Below are 17057 nucleotides of genomic sequence, written 5' to 3'. Positions count from 1 at the left end.
AGAGAGGCTAGGGTGTAAATTGTCGGCACCTTACTGCGGTAACGCGCAACTCCCGGCGAAAACCGCAGGTCTGCGGCTGCGCCCCGATGATCTTGGCATCGCTGCGGCCGTACGATGCTGAACACTCCCTACGCAACGTTCGTCCGGACCGAAAGGCGCCACCACGGATGAACGGTTTCCTGTCGCAACTCCGCGACAAGACTTCATTGCTCCGTCTCCCGCCTATCGGGCGTGGATGGGCGGAAACTGGTCACCAACTCCTGTCGAATTACTCGGAGGTAGGCCTCATCCCAGACGACGACATGAGGGATGTAGCCGTGGTGCTCGATGGTGCGCAGGTGCTCGGCGCACGGTAGCCCGCGTCGGCGCACAGATGCTTGTTTCGCCGATGCGGCGGATCCTTGCGTTTGACAGCGATGGCGCCGAGCACATCGTCAAGCCGCTTGCAGTCATGAACGTTAGCCCCGGTCACGACGAGCGACAACGGGACGCCACGACCGTCCACCAGCAGGTGGCGCTTGCTGCCTCTTTTCCCCCGATCCGTTGGATTCGGGCCGACGGCTTCTTGGGCCAGCGGCGCCTTCATCATCGCGCCGTCGATGCCCTGCCAGCGCCAGGCGATGCCTTCCATCTGGTCATGCTCGGCCAGGCCGGCTTTCCACAAAGCCTCGAAGAAGCCCGCTGCCTCCCACTCGAGGAAGCGCTTGTGGATGGCGCTTGCGCTGCCGAAGCGCTCCTTGGGCAGAGCCTTCCACTGGCAGCCCGTGCGCAGCACGCAGACGATGGCCTCGAACACCAGCCGCGCCGGCTTCGGCGGCCGGCCCGCTCCCGGCTTGCGAACATAGATTCGGTCAGCCGCTGAGCGCAGCGGAATCAGCGGTTCGACCCGCTGCCAGAACTCGTCAGTCACCACCCACGATTCGACGCGCTTGCCCAAGGTCTCGGTCCTTCGCCGTGCTCGCCGCGGCTCGGATCGGATCGGATCGGCATTCTGCCTATTTACGGATAAGTTCTTAGGCTTGGAGCCCCGAAGCTCATCCATCAACATAGGGATTCCTAAATGCCAGCAGTGGCCAATCATTGGGGCCTTCAAAGCGCCGACGACAACGAACGCATCAGGATCCGCGCCGTGCTCAGCCCCACCCCGTCCAAGCTCATTGGTCGATCGCCATCCTTCCTTCACGCATTGGGATTGATGGAACGCATGGCGCACTACGAAACGCCGGTCCTGATCCAGGGCGAAACAGGGACCGGCAAGGAGCTGGCGGCACGCGCCATCCACTACCTGTCGGCGCGGCGCGAAGGCCCGTTCGTGCCCTTGAACTGCGGTGCCTTGCCCGAGTCGCTGATCGAGAGCGAACTGTTCGGCTGCGAACGCGGCGCCTTCACCGATGCCAAGCAGGCGCGCAGCGGATTGGTGGCAGCGGCCGAGGGCGGCACGCTGTTTCTCGACGAGCTGGATTCGCTCCCCCCGCGCGCGCAGGTTTCCTTGCTGCGCTTCCTGCAGGACTATCGCTACCGCCCGGTCGGCGGTGCGCGCGAGTGCACGGGCGACGTTCGCATCATCGCGGCGGCGAGCCCGCGACTGAACGACTTGCTGAGCATCGGTGCCTTCCGTGACGACCTGGCGTTCCGGCTCAATGTGCTGCTGCTCGAGATGCCGCCCTTGCGCGAACGCGCCGGCGATGCGCGCATCCTCGCCGACCACTTCATCGCCCGTCATGCGCGCCAGTATGGCCAGCCGCTGCGTCGGCTGCATGCGCAAAGCCTCAAATGGCTGGAGGCCTATCCCTGGCCCGGCAACGTGCGCGAGCTCGACAACCGGGTGCAGCGCGCCCTGCTGTTGTCGGACGCTGAGGAATTGCACCTGGAGCCGAGTGCCGATCCTGCAGCGCGGATAGAGGTGGCGGACTCGCACGACGACTCCATCCATGCCTTCAACGAAGCACGCGAGCGTGCGATGCAACGCTTCGAGCGTGACTACCTGCGGCGCCTGATGCATGCGACCGATGGCAACGTCACGCATGCAGCCCGGMTTGCGGGCAAGGAACGCCGCTCACTCGGCAAGCTGCTCAAGAAACATGGCATCAAGGACGACCTGCTCGTCGCGCCGCTGTTTCCAACGTCCGACGCCTGACAGGTCGAATCGGCAACGCACCCCGGATTGAGCATCCGGGCTCACGCGAAGAGCGTCCTCGCTCTTCCGTCCCTCCCCCTTGTTGAGGTCCGCTGCGCCCAGAACCCTTCGCGAAGCGGGGGCGGCGATCTCCTGCTTCAGCCACATGGGCGGGTCACTCTCGCCGCAGTGGGTCGGCCTCAGTGGGTCGTCTGCGACCCAGCTGCCACCCCAGCTCCAATCAAATCAACCACTTGCGATCAGGCAATCCATGGCACGCCTCTCGCAAGAAGAGCGCGAACTCTGCTGGAGATGTTTTGTTCGATGAGGCAGGGCCGAGGACACGGCGAGCAATGCAGGCCATAGAGGCCTGGCTCGCGCGCTACCCCTCCGCCGCCGACACCGAACAAGGCATCCACGACTGGTGGTTGCCCGACATAGGCGTGGACGTGCCTCGGTCCGACCTGCGACTCGCGCTCGATGCGCTGGTGCAGCAAGGCCGGCTGCAACGCGACACGCTGCCGGACGGAAGCGCGGTCTACCGCGCTCCCGCCCCGTCGAGTTCCCCTTGACCGGCAGCCCGACAACGCCTCGACGGAGACAGCCCCCGCGGCAATGCGCAAGCAGCATGGCAAACATCCAGGCCATCCATTCGGTCGGGCACTCGATCGTGACCTACCTGCGCAACACCTATCCGGCCACGGTGGGTGCACAAGCCATGCCGACCTGCGACTTCGCGCTCGTGTCATCGGGCGAACTGGCGCTCCCGATCGAAGACGACACGCGCGTGACGCTGTATCCATACCGCGTCACCGTCAACGAGCACCAGCGCCAGCAACGCCCGCAACCGATGTCGCCACAGCAGCAGCCGCCGCTGGGCCTGGACCTGCATTTCCTCCTGACCGCCTGGGCTGGCACCCCCCAGGCCGAACTGCTGCCGATGGCCTGGGCCATGCGCCAGCTGTACCAGCACCCGCTGCTCGACGCCTCGGCGCTGTCGCCCGAGGCTGGCTGGGGGCCCGACGAAGTGATCCAGATCATCCCGTCGGAGCTGTCCAACGAGGACATGATGCGCATCTGGGACGCGCTCACGCCGCCTTACCACCTGTCGGTCTCCTACGTCGTGCGCCTGGTGCGGCTGGATCCCGACGTCTTCGAGGGCGCAGCCCCGGTGGTCGCTTCGCGCTTCGGGTACGGCCCGGCCTGGCAAGCGGGGATCGCGCGATGAGTGCGCTGCTGATGCGCGAGACCGATCGCCTCGAGCGCCGCGTGCTCGGCGCGATCGAGTTCCTCGACGCCACCACGCGCACCCGCGTGGACACGCCGCTCGACGTGCGCATGGACGGTGCCAGGCTGCTGCGCAACCGCAGCGGCCTGTACGTCATCACGCATGCCGAGCACCCCTTGCTGGCGTTGCATGCCGATGCCTTCGAGACGGCGCCCGTGCAGCCGGTTCTCGGCAGCGTCGCCTTCACGCTGCTGGTCGGCGACCGGAGCGGCCGTTACCTGCCACGCAGCGTCGCCGTCACGCTGCCGCGCGATCCCGCACCGGCCAATGCGGGCTCGCCCGCTTCGTTGTTCCGTCCCATCGAGGTGCCGCTCTACCCGGCCGCCACGGCGCCCGTCGGTCTCAATTGGTCGGTGCTGCGCGTCGCGGTGCGCGACAGCACCAGCGGCGACGCGCTCGGTGGCGTCCTTCTGATCGTCACCTCCGGCGGCAACACGCTGGCGCGCGGCTTGAGYGACTGGCGTGGCGAAGCGCTGGTGGCCGTGCCCGGCGTGCCGGTCACCACCTGGTCGGAAACGCCGGCCGCGGTGACGGTGAACGAGATCAACGCGCAGATCGAAGGCGTGTTTCCCGGCAGCGGCGGCACCCGCATCAGCGCGGCGCAGCTGAGCTCCGGCCGCGCGCCCCTTGCGCTGCCGCAGATCGATCCCGAAGTCGTCGAGTCCCAACGAGCCGCCCTGCCGCGCAGCACCCAGGCGGTGACCTTGGCGACCGGCCGCAGGCAATCGCTTTTCCTCGTTCTGGCACTGCCATGAAGGCCGCACGCCAGTTCTTCCAGACGTCCACCTTCATGCAAAAGGAGATGAACCATGCCTGAATACCTGGCACCCGGCGTATACGTCGAGGAAACCAGCTTCCGCGCCAAGTCGATCGAAGGCGTGGGAACCAGCACCACCGCCTTCGTCGGGCCGACGCGCCGCGGCCCGGTCGGCAGCACCACAGGCCGCCTGGCCACGCCGGAAATGGTGACCAGCCTGCCCGACTTCGAGCGGATCTACGGCAGCCTGCAGAACCTCGGGCTCAGCGACGTGACGAACGGCGCCGACCGACTGAACTTCGTCGCCCATGCGGCGCGTGCCTATTTCGACAACGGCGGTTCGCGCCTGTACGTCGTGCGCACCGCCAATGGTGCGGCCACTGCCGCGGGCCGCCTGCGCGACGGCAACAACACGCCCGCCGAGGATGTCTTCGTGCGGGCCCGATTTCCCGGCGTTGCCGGCAACGGCACGGTGCGGGTGCGCGAGAGCGGTCGCTCGGCCACCGTGCTCTCGCTGACGAATGCACCGGAGGGCAGCATGCTTCGCATCGTCGCTGCCAACACGCCGACGCTGTACCTGAAGACCGGCAGCGTCTGGTCCGACAGCGGCGCGGCCGCGCTGTYGCTGGTCGATGCGGGCAACGTGCCCCTGCCGCCCACCGCCACGCCCGGCCCTGTCGGCGCCACCGCCGAACTGCTCTCGCTGTCCGTCGAGTTCGCGGATGCCGACGGCTACGTGCAAGGCTGGGACGAACTCGGCTACGGCAGCGCGCACCCGCGCTACGTCGGCACCCTGCTCTCCCAGAACCCCACGACGCGTGGCGACGCCTTGAACAACCAGATCTGGTTCGACGTCGGCACCGGCGTCACCGCCTTCGAGCTGCAGACGGCCGTCCTCGCCCTTCCGGCGCTGCCCGGTGACGACCGGCGTCCGGCGCTCGTGCTGGCCGGCGGGACCGACGGCGCGGCTCCTATCGCAGGCGCCGACACCACGGCCGGCACCTACGCCGCCGCGCTGGCCTCGCTGATCTCGCTCGAGGACGTCTCGATCGTCGCCGCGCCGGGTTCGAGCGCCTACGGCGATGGGCCGGCCATCCAGTTGGCGCTGATCGGCCATGCCGAACGGCGCCGCAGCTACCGCATCGCGGTCCTCGATTCGGCACCGCGCCTGGTCCCGGGCGACGTGCGAGTGGCACGCGGGCGCATCGACTCCAAGTACGCCGCGCTCTACTACCCGTGGGTGGTGGTCTCCAACCCGCTGGCGCGTCCGGGCCGCGACGACATCCCCAAGGAGATCGCGTTGCCGCCTTCCGGCTTCGTCGCCGGCATCTACGCGCGCAACGACAACGACCCGCAGCATGGCGTGCACAAGGCGCCGGCCAACGAGGTCGTCACAGGTGCGCTGCGTTTCGAGCTGGACATCAACTTCTCGCAGCAGGAACAACTCAATCCGCTGGGCATCAACTGCCTTCGCTACCTCTCGGGCCGCGGCTATCGCCTGTGGGGTGCACGCCTGGCCAGCAGCGATCCGGAATGGAAGTACGTCTCCGACCGGCGCTACTTCAACTACCTCGAGGCCTCGATTGACCGCGGTACCCAATGGGCCGTGTTCGAGCTCAACGGCGAACGCCTGTGGGCCAATGTGCGCCAGACCATCTCGGACTTCCTCTACAACGAGTGGCGCAACGGCGCCCTGCTGGGCGCCAACGCCGAGGAAGCCTTCTTCGTGCGCTGCGACCGCAGCACGATGACGCAGAACGACCTCGACAACGGCCGCCTGGTCTGCCTCATCGGCGTGGCGCTGATCCGCCCGGCCGAGTTCGTGATCTTCCGCCTCGGGCAGAAGACCGCCGACGCGCGGGCCTGACCCCTACCCCACCGCATAGGAGTCCATCACCATGGCCGACAGGACCACGCCTTACGGCGCCTTCAACTTCATCGTCAACTTCAACGGCAGCGAAGCCTTCGGCGGCTTCTCCGATGTCTCGGGCATCGGCACCGAGGTCACCATGTCCGAGTACCGCTACGGCAACGACAAGGAGAACCACGTGCGCAAGGTCGCCGGCGTGCACAAGGTCTCGGACGTCACGCTCAAGCGCGGCATCCTCAACTCCAAGACCCTGTTCGACTGGATCGCGGAGACACGCGTCAAGGGACCGCGCGCGCAACGCAGCGTGACCATCACGCTGATGGACGAGACCTCGCAGAAGCCCGTGCAGTCATGGGTCCTGCGCGGTGTGGTGCCGATGAAGTACACCGGCCCCACCCTCGCCGCGAAGGGGGGCGGTGACGTCGCCCTCGAGGAGATGGTGCTGTCGGCCGAGGCGCTGGAGATCAGCGTCTGACGCGACGGAGCGCACCATGAGCCTGGTCTTCGAACTCGCCAAGGCAGCGCCGCTGCCGCAGGTGCGCCGCGCCGACGTGGCCTGCTTCGTCGGTTACGTCGCACGCCGCGCCGGCAAGCCGCTGCCGGCTGCGCTGCGCGAGCAGTTGCGTGCGAGCGGATGGGTGGACGGGCCCTGGGGCCGCACGGCGGAACAGGTGGAGAGCCTGCTGAATCTGCCGCTGGCCCTGGACAGCTGGCAGCAGTTCGACGAACTCTTCGCGTGGGAGCAGCGCCTGCTGTCGCCCGACAGCGACCGGCGCTGCGCCACCTACCTCGGTGCGGCAGTGCGCAGCTTCTTCGCCCGCGGTGGGCGGCGCGCCATCGTGCTGCGCGTGGGCGACCCGTGGGACTACCTCGAGACGGCGGCGCAGCGGCTGGCGGCATCGCAGACGCGGCTCGCGCGACTGGTTCCAGCGGTGCTGCCCGCCAACCCGCCTTTCTCGGCCGTGACGCCGTCGAGCTGGCACGGCATCGAGCACCTCCATGGCTTGCGCGACACCAGCATGCTGGTGCTGCCCGACCTGGCCGATGCCTGCAGCCATGTCGCGCCTGCGGTCGAGCCGGCACCTTTTGTCGCGCCGCTTCCCGAAGGCTTCGTCGAGTGCAGCACCGACGAGGTCGCGCCACCCGACACCCGCCTGCAGCGGCTCGCGCCGCCCGAACTCGACCTCGATGGCTACAACGCCTGGATGGGCGCAGTGGCGCGGGTGCGCAGTTTCCTGTCGACCTGGCAGCGTGAGATCGTCTTCGTCGGTGCACTGCCCTTGCCGCACCTGGAGGCACGCGACGGCGCTGGTGCGTCCCGCGTGCATGCCCAGGCCGACATGCCGGCCTGGCTGCAGAAGTTGCAGCTGCTGCGTGCCGACGGCCTGCCCGGCGATCCTGGCGCGGCAAGCGCGTTCGTGCAGCTCGCGTGGCCGTGGCTGCGCACGCAGGCCTCGAGCGACGACCTGCCTGCCGGACTCGAAGCACCCGATGGCGTTCTCGCGGGCCTGGTGGCCGAGGGTGCCATGCGCGCCGGCTGCTTCCGTTCGGTGGCCGGCGACAGCTCGCTGCGCCTGCTGCGCGACGTGGCCGAGGCCGTACCGCAACCCAGCTGGGGCCTGGGCGACGACAGCCCCGATGCAAGGCTCGCACGCCACATCTGCGTGATCGCGCAGAGCCCGGCCGGCTGGATGCTGCAATCCGACGTCAGCACTTCGCCGAGCGAAGCCTGGCGCTTCGGCGGTGCCTCCCGGCTGATGGGAGCGATCCGCCGCACGGTGCGTGCCGAGGGGGACGCCCTGGTCTTCGAAAAGAACGGCCCATCCTTGTGGGGCCAGGTGCAGCGCCAGCTGGAAGACCTGTTGCTCGGATTCTGGAACGAAGGCGCCTTCGCCGGCGCCAACGCCTCGGAAGCCTTCGAGGTGCGCTGCGACCGCAGCACGATGAGCCAGGCCGACCTCGATGCCGGACGGCTCATCGTCGAGATCAGCGTGCGCCCGGCGGCCTCGATCGAACGCATCACCGTCGTTCTCGACCTCGGCAACACCGCCGCACCGGGCGCGACCCTGAGGGAGGCGGCATGACGGTCGAGACCGAAGCCCCGCTGCACGTCTTCCGCTTCGAGCTGTCGTTCAAGCGCGTGGACAGCGGCAAGTCCGGCGCGGTCGCCATGGTGGGTGGCGCGTTTGCCGAGTGCACCGGGCTGGAAGCCACGATGGAGCCCAAGCAGATCAAGGTCGGCGGCATGAACTGGGGCGTGGTGCAGCGGCCAGGCCCCGTCACCTTCGCCACCGTCGTGCTCAAGCGCGGCATGACCAGCCGGCGCGACCTGTTCAAGTGGTTCCAGCAGGTCGGCGGCGGCAGCTATGCGTACCGGCTCGGCGCGGAGATCGCCGTGCAGAACACGCTCGGCGAAACCGTCATCACCTGGGGCCTGGACCGCTGCATGCCGGTCAAGTTCAAAGCCGCTGACCTCAACGCCAAGGGCACCGAGGTCGGCATCGAGGAGCTTCACCTGGCCCACGAAGGCCTGCGGCTGCTGAGGTGACGCATGGCGATGCTGCCCAACATCTCCAAGACGACGCCGGCCACCTTCAAGGTGATGGACGACGGCGGCCAGTCCACCAGGCAGTTCAAGCTGCAGTTCAATCCCGCGTCCGTCGAGTACAGCCTGAGCGCGGAGTTCGACGATCGCAACGGCGACAACAAGGCACGCCAGTTCGTCAAGAAGACCAATGCCAAGCTGACGATGACGCTGGTGTTCGACAGCACCGACACCGGCATCAACGTGCGCACCCAGACCAACAACCTGGCCCTGCTGCTGCGACCCGCCAAGGACGGCAGCAAGCAGTTCGTACCCAAGGTGGAGTTCGGCTGGGGCGCCTTCAGCTTCACCGGCGTGGTCGAGCAGTTCAAGGAGACGCTGGACTTCTTCTCCGCCGACGGCGTGCCGCTGCGCGCCAGCGTGAACATGACGCTGGCTGGCCAGGAGGTCGAGTTCCAGAAGGGCAAGCGTGCCAAGGTCGACCAGGGCACGACACCCGACCCCGTCGCGGCGGCGCCCGGCTCGGGACCGAGCGACGTGGCCGGCGCGCTCGGCGACCAGCGAGCCGCACGTGCCATCGCCGAGGCGAATGGCTCGGCCAGCCTGCGTTTCGGCGCCGAGGCGTCGCTGAACGTCGGTGGCAGCGTGAGTCTTGCGGCCGCGGCTGATTTTTCGGTCGGTGCCGGCGCCGGCTTGTCGCTGGGTGCAGGTGTCGGAGTCGGGATGGGCGTCGGCGGTGGGGTGAGTGGCGGAATCGGTGGCGGCATCACTGGTGGCGTCGGAATCAGCGGCGGCTTGAGCGGCGGCTTGAGCGGCGGCATCGGCGTCGGCGCCAGTGCCGGCCTGGGCATCGGTGGCAGTGGCGGCCTGACGCTGACAAGCACCGCCGGCGCGGCCTTCGACGGCTTGCGCGTGGGCAGCACCAGCAGTTCCAGCGTCAGCGTGTTCGATGCCCGCGCCGCCTTGCTGCCCGCGCCCGGCATCTCGGGCGCTGCGTCCTTCACTTCCGGCGGCCGTGCCGAGGTGCACGGTGGCGGCAGCCTCTCGGCCGACGTGGGCGCCACCGCCGACCTGCACGGCCGCATCGACTTCGGAGTCTGAACATGGGCATCACCTTCGAGCACGTCAGTGCCGACATCCAGCGCGACGCACCCTCCACAGCCCCCCCTTCGGCCCCTGCGCCCAAGGCCCCGCCCGAGGACCTGAAGGAACCGCTGATGCAACTCCTGCGCCTGCGCGACGAACGCCTGGCCCGCCTTTGCGACGAGTGACGAGCACACGACGAGACCACCATGCCCGAGACCACCGTCAGCGAATCGGCCATCTTCAGCGCCCGCCCGACCTTGCGCCTGGGCGGCCAGCCGGACGAGCGGCTGGGCACGCTGATGACGGCCTTGCGCATGGAAGAGTCCGAAGGCGGCATGAGCACGCTGGAGCTGCGCCTGGTCAACTGGGTGGCCAACGGCGACGGCCGCGCCGAGCTGGCGTTCAAGGGCGACTCGGCGCTCAAGCTGGGCGCCGAGATCGGCGTCTACAGCGGCGACGAGAGCGCGCCGCGCGAGATCTTCAAGGGGCACGTCAGCGCGCTCGAGATGGACTGCAAGTACGGTGAGCCGCCCGAGCTCGTGGTGCTGGCCGAGGACGCCCTCACCGCCGCGCGGCGCGGACGGCGCAGCAAGGTCTACACCGACATGTCGCCTGCCGACGTGGTGAAGGCCGTCGCCGGCGAGATGGGGCTGCAGGCCGGCGTGAGCGCATTGACCTCGCCGGTGGCGACCTGGGCGCAGCTGAACGAGACCGACCTCGGCTTCCTGCGCCGGCTGCTCGCGCGCTTCGACGCCGACCTGCAGGTGGTTGGTTCGCAGCTGCAGGTGGCGCCGCGCCAGGACGCCGGCCGCGGTGAGATCGAGCTGACGATGTACAGCCAGCTGGCGCGCGTGCGCGTCTGTGCCGATCTCGCGCACCAGGCCACGGCCGTCAGCGTGGCCGGATGGAATGCGACCGAGGGATCGGCCGTGAAGGGCGAGGCCTCGAGCATCACGAACGCGGGCCCGGGCAGCGGCAAGAACGGGCTCGCATGGGCCCAGGAAGTCTTCGGCAAGCGGCCCGAGCACCTGTCGGCCCCGCCGGTGGCGAGCGACGACGAGGCCCGCGCGGTGGCCGAGGCCGCGCTCGACCAGCGTGCGCGCCGCTTCGTGCGCGCAGAAGGCGTGGCCGAAGGCAACGCGAAGCTGCGCGTCGGGGCCAGCGTGAAGCTCGCCGGCGTCTCGCCGCAGTTCGACAACAGCTACTACGTGGTGCGGGCCTGCCACCTGTTCGACATGAAGCAGGGCTACCGCACCGAATTCAGCGCCGAGTGCGCCTGGCTTGGAAACTGAGCGATGAAACGCGACAACCACTTTCTTCCATCGGCCCTGCCCGCCTGGAGCGGCACGGGCCAGCTTGCCACCGTCAGTTCGCTCGACGATCCGCTGCAGGCCAACCGCGTGCAGGTGAAGCTGATCGCCTTCGATGGCGTGGCGAACCAGGACGCGCCGATGTGGGCGCGCGTCGTCGCGCCGTTCGCCGGCGACGACCGCGGCTGCTTCTTCCTGCCCGACGTGGGCGACGAAGTGCTGGTGATGTTCGTGCAGGGCGATGCGCGCTTCCCGCTGATCGTCGGCGGGCTGTGGAATGGCGCAGCGAAGGCACCGGCCGACACCGAGTCCGGCGGACGCAACCGCTACAAGCGCATCAAGTCGAAGAACGGCATCACCATCACGCTGGACGACCAGGACGGCCAGGAGACGATGCTGCTGGAAACGCCCGGTGGCCAGTCGGTGACCCTGAAGGACGGCCCCGGCGAGATCACGCTGGAGGACAGCAACGGCAACAGCATCAAGCTCGAGACCTCCGGCATCACCGTGCAGGCCTCCGCCAAGGTGACGGTACAGGCGTCCAGCGTGGACGTCACGGCCGGCATGGTGAAGGTCGACGCAGCGATGGCCGACTTCAGCGGCATGGTCAAGTGCGTGACGCTGAAGGCCGACACGGTGATGGGCACCAGCTACACGCCCGGCGCGGGCAACGTCTGGTGAACGCCATGCACGCCACCCACACGATCGCGATCGGCGCACTGCGCGACCTGCCCGGCCTGGGCTTGCGGCCGATGATCCTGCAGCGGACCGAGGACGATTTCCTGCCCGCGACGCTGGACGACCTGCGCACTCCGGCCGGCCGCACCCGCCTGGGCGCGCTGGTCGCCAAGGCCCACGACGCCAAGGGCCGGCTCAAACTGTTCCAGCCGGTCCAGCGCCAGTTTCACGTCGCGCTGACCGAGGCCTGGTGCGACATCCCGGGCAAGCCGCGCATCGATCCGTCGCGCGTGGATGGCGCGGGCATGGTGCTGCGCCGGCTCGATGAGCAGGGGCGTCCCCAGGGCTGGATGCGGTCCAGGGGGCGCGTGCGCGGTTGGGTGCCGCTGTCGCGCGTGGGCGGGCCCGACCGCGATCCGCTGGCGCAACGGCGGCTGAAGCAAGGGTTGAGCGGCGTCGCCGACATCGACCGGCAACTGACCAGCCTCGCGCTGCGCAGCGACGACAGCCTGCTCGACGAGGACGTGACGGCGATGTACGTGGCGCCGCCCGACGTCTGCAGCGATGCGGGCAAGACGCTCTTCTACGGCATCGTGCCGACCGTCAGCAGCGAGCTGTCCGAGGTCGACGCGGTGTTCGAGTCGGCGCCCGGCGTGGACTTCGGCCCGCAGTCGCAGGCGTTTCGGGCCCAGCTGGTGCTGGCCCTGGGCGGCGATGCGATGGCGCTGCCATTCGCCGGCCAGGCGCTGAGCAAGGACTGGTTCGCGCAAAGCCAGGCTCAGGGTGCCGATGGCACGCTGGTTCGCTTCGTGCTGATGCTGCACCAGCTGGGCAGCCAGTTCAACCTGTTCGACGGCGGCAGCGAAGTCACGCAGCTGAAGCAGGTGCTGCACGGCATCGCGCTGCCGCTGGTGCGCCGCGACAACCAGCCGCAACGCTACGTGCAGGCGGACGACTTCCTCGCCCGTGCCAACACCATCATCCTGCAGGGCGAGAGCGTGCCGGGCGGGGCCGAGATGCCATCGACCTGGCCGGCCTTGCCATCCGACCAGGCAGCGCGCCTGCGCAGCGCGCTGCATGCGGCGATGACGGCGCGCTTCGCGACGATGAAGGGCAAGCAGGGGCGCTTCGACGACGCGGGCGCGCGCTACGTGCTGCGCAGCTTCGTGCGGCTGAAGGCCGAAGGACCGTGTCCCGGCCGCATCGTCTGGAGCGAGGCCAGCGAGCCCTTCACCATCGCGCCCTGGTACGAGGGGGCCGGCGCGCCGCCGGTGCAGATTCCCTTGCCGGATCCGAGCGACAAGAACCTGCTGAAGAGCCTGAAGCCCAACGTCGCCTTCGTGGTGCCGCCCTCGATGCAGAAMCTGCTGAACGGCTCCACCTCGGACATCCTCGACGGCAAGGGGTCGACGCAAGGCCTCGGGCTGACGTGGATCTGCGGCTTCAACATCCCGATCATCACGATCTGCGCCTTCCTGGTCCTGAACATCTTCCTGACGCTGTTCAACCTGGTGTTCGGCTGGCTCTTCTTCATGAAGATCTGCCTGCCCTTCCCCAAGATCCCGCCCAAGTAGGAGCGATGCGATGCAGCCGCTGATCGGATGGCCCCTGCTTCCCCTGCCCGACGCACACGGTGCGCTGGCGTGGCCCGAGCTCGCCACCAGCGTGCGAGATGCCATCCGCATCATCCTGAGCACGCGTCCCGGCGAGCAGCTGATGCGCGCCGAGTTCGGCGGCGGCCTGGACCGCATGCTGCATTCGCCGAACAGCGTGGCCACGCGCCGCGAGATGCGCGACCTGGTGGAGAACTCGCTGCAGCGCTGGGAGCCCCGCATCCTGCTCGACGGCGTCGAGGTGTGGGAGGTCGAGGACCAGCCTGGCCAGGTGCGCGTGGAGATCGCCTATCGCCTTGCGCGGACCGGCGCGGCCTCGGCGATGAACGTCACGGTCGACCTGGAAACCTGAACCTTGGCTGCTTCGACGATGGATCACTGACATGCCCATCCTGCCCCCCTCACTCGACGATCGCCGCTTCGACGACCTCGTCGACGACCTGGTCGCCCGCATCCCCGCCCACACGCCGGAGTGGACCCATCCGCGCCTGGGCGATCCCGGCCGCACGCTGATCGAGCTCTTCGCCTGGCTCGGCGACGCGCTGCTGTACCGCGCCAACCTGGTTCCGGAACGCCAGCGCCTGGTGTTCCTGAAGCTGCTCGGCATGGGCCTGCAGCCAGCGCGTCCGGCGCGCGGCATCGTGTCGCTGTCGTTCGCGCAGGACGCCGAGCGCAACGCGCAGCGGCTTGCGCCGCAGGGGCGCCTGAAGGCGGCGATGCCCTTCGAGACGCTGTCGGAGATCACCGTGCTGCCCATCAGCGCCGAGGCCTACATCAAGCGCCCGCTGTCCAGCAGCGAGACTGCCCGGCGCAGCGACATGCTGCAGGGCCTGGCGCAGATCCACCGCATCAGCGGTGCGGTCAAGGCCTATGAGACCACGCCGGTGTTCGCCGGCGGCCGCGCACAGCCGGCCGGGGTCGACGTGTTCGGCACGAGCGCCGACCGCGCCTTGTGGATCGCCTTGCTGGCCCCGCGCGCCGACACGGCGGCCAACCAGCCGGCCACCAACGACGCGGTGAAGTCGGCCCTGGGCGGGCAGGACACCGGCCTGCCCGAACTGCTCTCGATGGGCATCGTGCCCGCGTTGTCCATGCCCACGCTGGACGACAGCAGCAGCAAGCCGGTCCCGGTGCCGGTGTTGTGGGAGATCACCACGCGCGGCCGCAACGACTTCGAGACCGACTACCTGACCCTGGGCATCGAAGGCGACGACACCAGCAAGGGCTTGGCCCGTGCGGGCACGCTGCGCCTGCGCTTGCCCGACGAGAGCCAGATCTGGGCGCCATCGAACGACGTCGGCATCAATGCACGCGCCGGTGTCGGCGATGCGCCGCCGCGCCTGGACGACCCCGACCGCGCGGCCCGCCTGCTCGCATGGATCCGCCTGCGCCCGAAGCCCGGCGAACCGGTGCAGCACCTGCCGCTGGCCTGGGTCGGCATCAACGCGGTCGAGATCGACCAGCGCGCCAGCATGGCCGGCCGCGTGCTCGGCAGTTCCAGCGGCGGTGGCGACCAGGTGTTCCAGTTGCCGCAGGGCTCGGTGGACGCGGACACGCTGCGCATCCAGGTCGAGGAGCCCGGCCGCGGCTACCAGGACTGGACACGCGTCGATGACCTTGCGGCCATCTCCACCGATCCGAACGTGGCGCGCGAGGCTGCCGCCTTCCAGCTGGACGCCGAGGCAGGCACGCTGCGCTTCGGCGACGGCGTGCGCGGCCGCGCGCCCGAAGCGCAGATGCGCGTGCGCCTGGCCTTCGGCCGCTTCGGTGGTGGACGCGCGGGCAACCTGCCCGCCGGATCGCTGACCGAACTGCAGGCCCTGCGCATCGACGGCCAGAACGCGCCGCCGATCAAGGTGCAGCAGCCCTTGCCGCTGAGCGGTGGCGAGGACGCCGAAACCTTGCAGGTGGCCGAGCGCCGAATCCCCGCACGCCTGCGCCACGGCGACCGTGCCGTCACCGAGGAGGACTATCGGCGCCTCGCGATGGACGCCCCGGCGGTCGACGTGGGTCGTGTCGAGGTGATGCCCAGGTTCAAGCCACGCGAACGCCGCTTCGGCGTGCCCGGTGTGGTCAGCGTGCTGGCCCTTCCCTCGGTGCCGCTCGGGCCGGCCCCCAACCCGCGCCCCGACCGGCCTTTCATCGAGCGCCTGCACGCCCACCTGTCGGCACGCACGCCGCTGGCCACCGAGCTGTACGTGATCGGCTGCGACTACGTCCCGCTCGGACTCTCGGTGGCGGTGACGCTGCGCGACGGGTATGCACGCGACAAGGTGCTGCTCGACGTGCGCGAGGCGCTGCGCCGGCTGCTGTGGCCGCTCGCGCCGGGCGGAATCGGCCGCACGGGCTGGCAGCTCGGCCGGGCGGTGCGCAGCCGCGAACTCGAGGTTGAGGTGTCACGCGTCGGTGGCGTCGATGAACTGCGCGGCCTCAACCTCTTCCGCCGCAACGGCAACGACTGGCAGCGCCTGCCGTCGATCGCCGCCGACGGTGCGCAGATCCTGGACCTGCAGCCCTGGCAACTGCCCGAACTGCTGTCGGTGATCGCGGTCGACGGCCCCAACGCGCCGACCGACCTGCGCGCCCTGCCGAATCCCTTCGCCGACGCGAGCGCCATCGCCGTGCCGGCAGTGCCGGAGCTGTGCTGATGGACAGYAACGGCCTGCGCTTCTGGTTGCTCGCGGATGCCACGCATTTCCCGTCGCTGCAGCACGCGACCTGGGACCGCGGCTGCAAGCTGCTGCACCTGGCGTCCGAACGCACGCTCAAGCCCGCGCTGCCGGCCGCCCAGGCGCAGGCGGCCGCGGAGACCGCGCTGGACCGCGTGCCGCGCGCGATCGACTCGCTCGGCTGCGTGGCCCGCTGGGAGAACGGCGCGGTGCGCGTGCACAGCGTGCTGCCCGGCGACCTTCAGTTGCTGACGCTGCCCGCCGGCGACCCGACCGACCTGTGCACGTCGACGGAAGGCGTGCTGTGCATCGCCCACGGCGGCGGCATCGTGATGCACGACCTGCGCGCGCGCTGGCCCGACACGACGGTCTCGCTCGCGGGCTTTGTTCCCTGGCGCCTGGCCGCCGCGCCGGACGGCGCGGTGTGGGCGCTGGAGCGCAACACCGGCCGCCTCGCGCGGCTGCGCGGCCGGCCGCTGCGCAGTCCTTCGCTGCAACCGGACGACTACGACGCCCGCGTCTTCCGCCCGAGCCCCGAGAACGGCTGCGCACCACGCCTCGAACTGGCCGGTGCGCCGGCCTGGCCTGCCACCGAGCGGGTGCTCGCGCTGGCCTGCGACGGCGAAGGCACGCCGCTGCTGCTGAGCTGGCAGGGCGATGACGGCACGGCCTGCATCCGCCGCTGGGCGGTGGATGGCCGGGTGCTCGGCGCACCCTCGATCGCGAGCGGCGCCAACTTCGCCTATTCGCTGGCCAGCCTGTCGCCCGGGCGCATCGCGCTGCGCGTGCCGGGGCGCAGCGACGCACCGGCCTTCGACCTGGCGGCGACGGCGACGGACGGCCTGATGGCGGCGCTCGGCGACGTGTACCCGCTGGCCGACGATGCGATCGAGGCGTCATTCGCCAACGGGCCGGGCGAGCTTCCCCACTACCCGATCGCCGGTGGCGGGACCGAACCGCTGCGCGCCTTGTCGCTCAACCAGCTCGCACGGCGCGGCGAGGCGGCCAACCATGCCGACTCGCCCGATGGACTGGTCGCGCATGCAATCGACAGCCGCGACCCGCGCACCGTGTGGCACCGGCTGGTGGCCGAGGCCGCCATCCCCGACCACTGCGGCTTCGTCG

Annotated in this window: 15 protein-coding genes and 2 pseudogenes; 16 read left to right on the top strand and 1 reads right to left on the bottom strand. The window is 69.4% G+C overall.

What is annotated here, in order from left to right:
- Positions 1–296: 296 nt before the first annotated feature.
- Positions 297–937, bottom strand: a pseudogene (locus AC1D1T_RS20260) (IS5 family transposase); the annotation flags it as partial.
- Between the two features lie 123 nt (positions 938–1060).
- On the opposite strand from AC1D1T_RS20260, the gene AC1D1T_RS20255 reads away from it, so the two are divergent.
- From AC1D1T_RS20255 to AC1D1T_RS20180, 16 genes and pseudogenes are all read left to right on the top strand, one after another.
- The gene (locus AC1D1T_RS20255; protein WP_477992380.1) at positions 1061–2137 is read left to right on the top strand and encodes a sigma 54-interacting transcriptional regulator; all 1077 of its coding nucleotides are present in this window, start codon (positions 1061–1063) and stop codon (positions 2135–2137) included.
- Between the two features lie 332 nt (positions 2138–2469).
- Entirely contained in the window at positions 2470–2688 is a 219-nt protein-coding gene (locus AC1D1T_RS20250; RefSeq protein WP_047512690.1) for a hypothetical protein, read from the top strand.
- A 56-nt stretch (positions 2689–2744) separates the two neighbouring features.
- Positions 2745–3344, top strand: coding sequence for a Pvc16 family protein (locus AC1D1T_RS20245; RefSeq protein ID WP_047512697.1), 600 nt, complete (start codon positions 2745–2747; stop codon positions 3342–3344).
- Positions 3341–4159 (top strand): hypothetical protein, encoded by an 819-nt coding sequence (locus AC1D1T_RS20240; RefSeq protein WP_477828582.1) that lies wholly within the window; start codon positions 3341–3343, stop codon positions 4157–4159. Before AC1D1T_RS20245 ends, AC1D1T_RS20240 begins: the two co-directional genes overlap by 4 nt.
- 54 nt (positions 4160–4213) lie before the next feature.
- Positions 4214–6028 (top strand): phage tail sheath family protein, encoded by a 1815-nt coding sequence (locus AC1D1T_RS20235; protein WP_477992379.1) that lies wholly within the window; start codon positions 4214–4216, stop codon positions 6026–6028.
- A 31-nt stretch (positions 6029–6059) separates the two neighbouring features.
- Positions 6060–6506 (top strand): phage tail protein, encoded by a 447-nt coding sequence (locus AC1D1T_RS20230; protein ID WP_047512707.1) that lies wholly within the window; start codon positions 6060–6062, stop codon positions 6504–6506.
- A 16-nt stretch (positions 6507–6522) separates the two neighbouring features.
- Positions 6523–8115, top strand: a complete 1593-nt coding sequence (locus AC1D1T_RS20225) for a phage tail protein (protein ID WP_477842348.1) — start codon at positions 6523–6525, stop codon at positions 8113–8115.
- A complete protein-coding gene (locus AC1D1T_RS20220; protein WP_047512712.1) occupies positions 8112–8579 on the top strand; it encodes a phage tail protein in 468 nt (155 codons plus the stop codon). Before AC1D1T_RS20225 ends, AC1D1T_RS20220 begins: the two co-directional genes overlap by 4 nt.
- A gap of 3 nt (positions 8580–8582) precedes the next feature.
- Positions 8583–9677 (top strand): CIS tube protein, encoded by a 1095-nt coding sequence (locus tag AC1D1T_RS20215; RefSeq protein ID WP_477842346.1) that lies wholly within the window; start codon positions 8583–8585, stop codon positions 9675–9677.
- A 2-nt stretch (positions 9678–9679) separates the two neighbouring features.
- Positions 9680–9847 (top strand): hypothetical protein, encoded by a 168-nt coding sequence (locus AC1D1T_RS20210; RefSeq protein WP_156155191.1) that lies wholly within the window; start codon positions 9680–9682, stop codon positions 9845–9847.
- A 21-nt stretch (positions 9848–9868) separates the two neighbouring features.
- Complete coding sequence (locus tag AC1D1T_RS20205; RefSeq protein WP_477827756.1) at positions 9869–10954, top strand: phage late control D family protein; 1086 nt, start codon at positions 9869–9871, stop codon at positions 10952–10954.
- Between the two features lie 3 nt (positions 10955–10957).
- Complete coding sequence (locus AC1D1T_RS20200; protein WP_047512718.1) at positions 10958–11653, top strand: phage baseplate assembly protein V; 696 nt, start codon at positions 10958–10960, stop codon at positions 11651–11653.
- A 5-nt stretch (positions 11654–11658) separates the two neighbouring features.
- Positions 11659–13224: a hypothetical protein gene (locus AC1D1T_RS20195; RefSeq protein WP_477992378.1), complete on the top strand. Its 1566-nt coding sequence runs from the start codon at positions 11659–11661 to the stop codon at positions 13222–13224.
- A 10-nt stretch (positions 13225–13234) separates the two neighbouring features.
- Complete coding sequence (locus AC1D1T_RS20190) at positions 13235–13615, top strand: GPW/gp25 family protein (protein ID WP_047512721.1); 381 nt, start codon at positions 13235–13237, stop codon at positions 13613–13615.
- 31 nt (positions 13616–13646) lie between these two features.
- Complete coding sequence (locus AC1D1T_RS20185; RefSeq protein WP_477827537.1) at positions 13647–15911, top strand: putative baseplate assembly protein; 2265 nt, start codon at positions 13647–13649, stop codon at positions 15909–15911.
- A pseudogene (locus AC1D1T_RS20180) lies at positions 15911–17057 on the top strand (phage tail protein); the annotation flags it as partial. The gene AC1D1T_RS20185 and the pseudogene AC1D1T_RS20180, both read left to right, overlap by 1 nt.

This window comes from Rhizobacter sp. P2_H3 (assembly GCF_056403355.1).
This window is presented reverse-complemented; position numbering and strand designations above follow the sequence as displayed.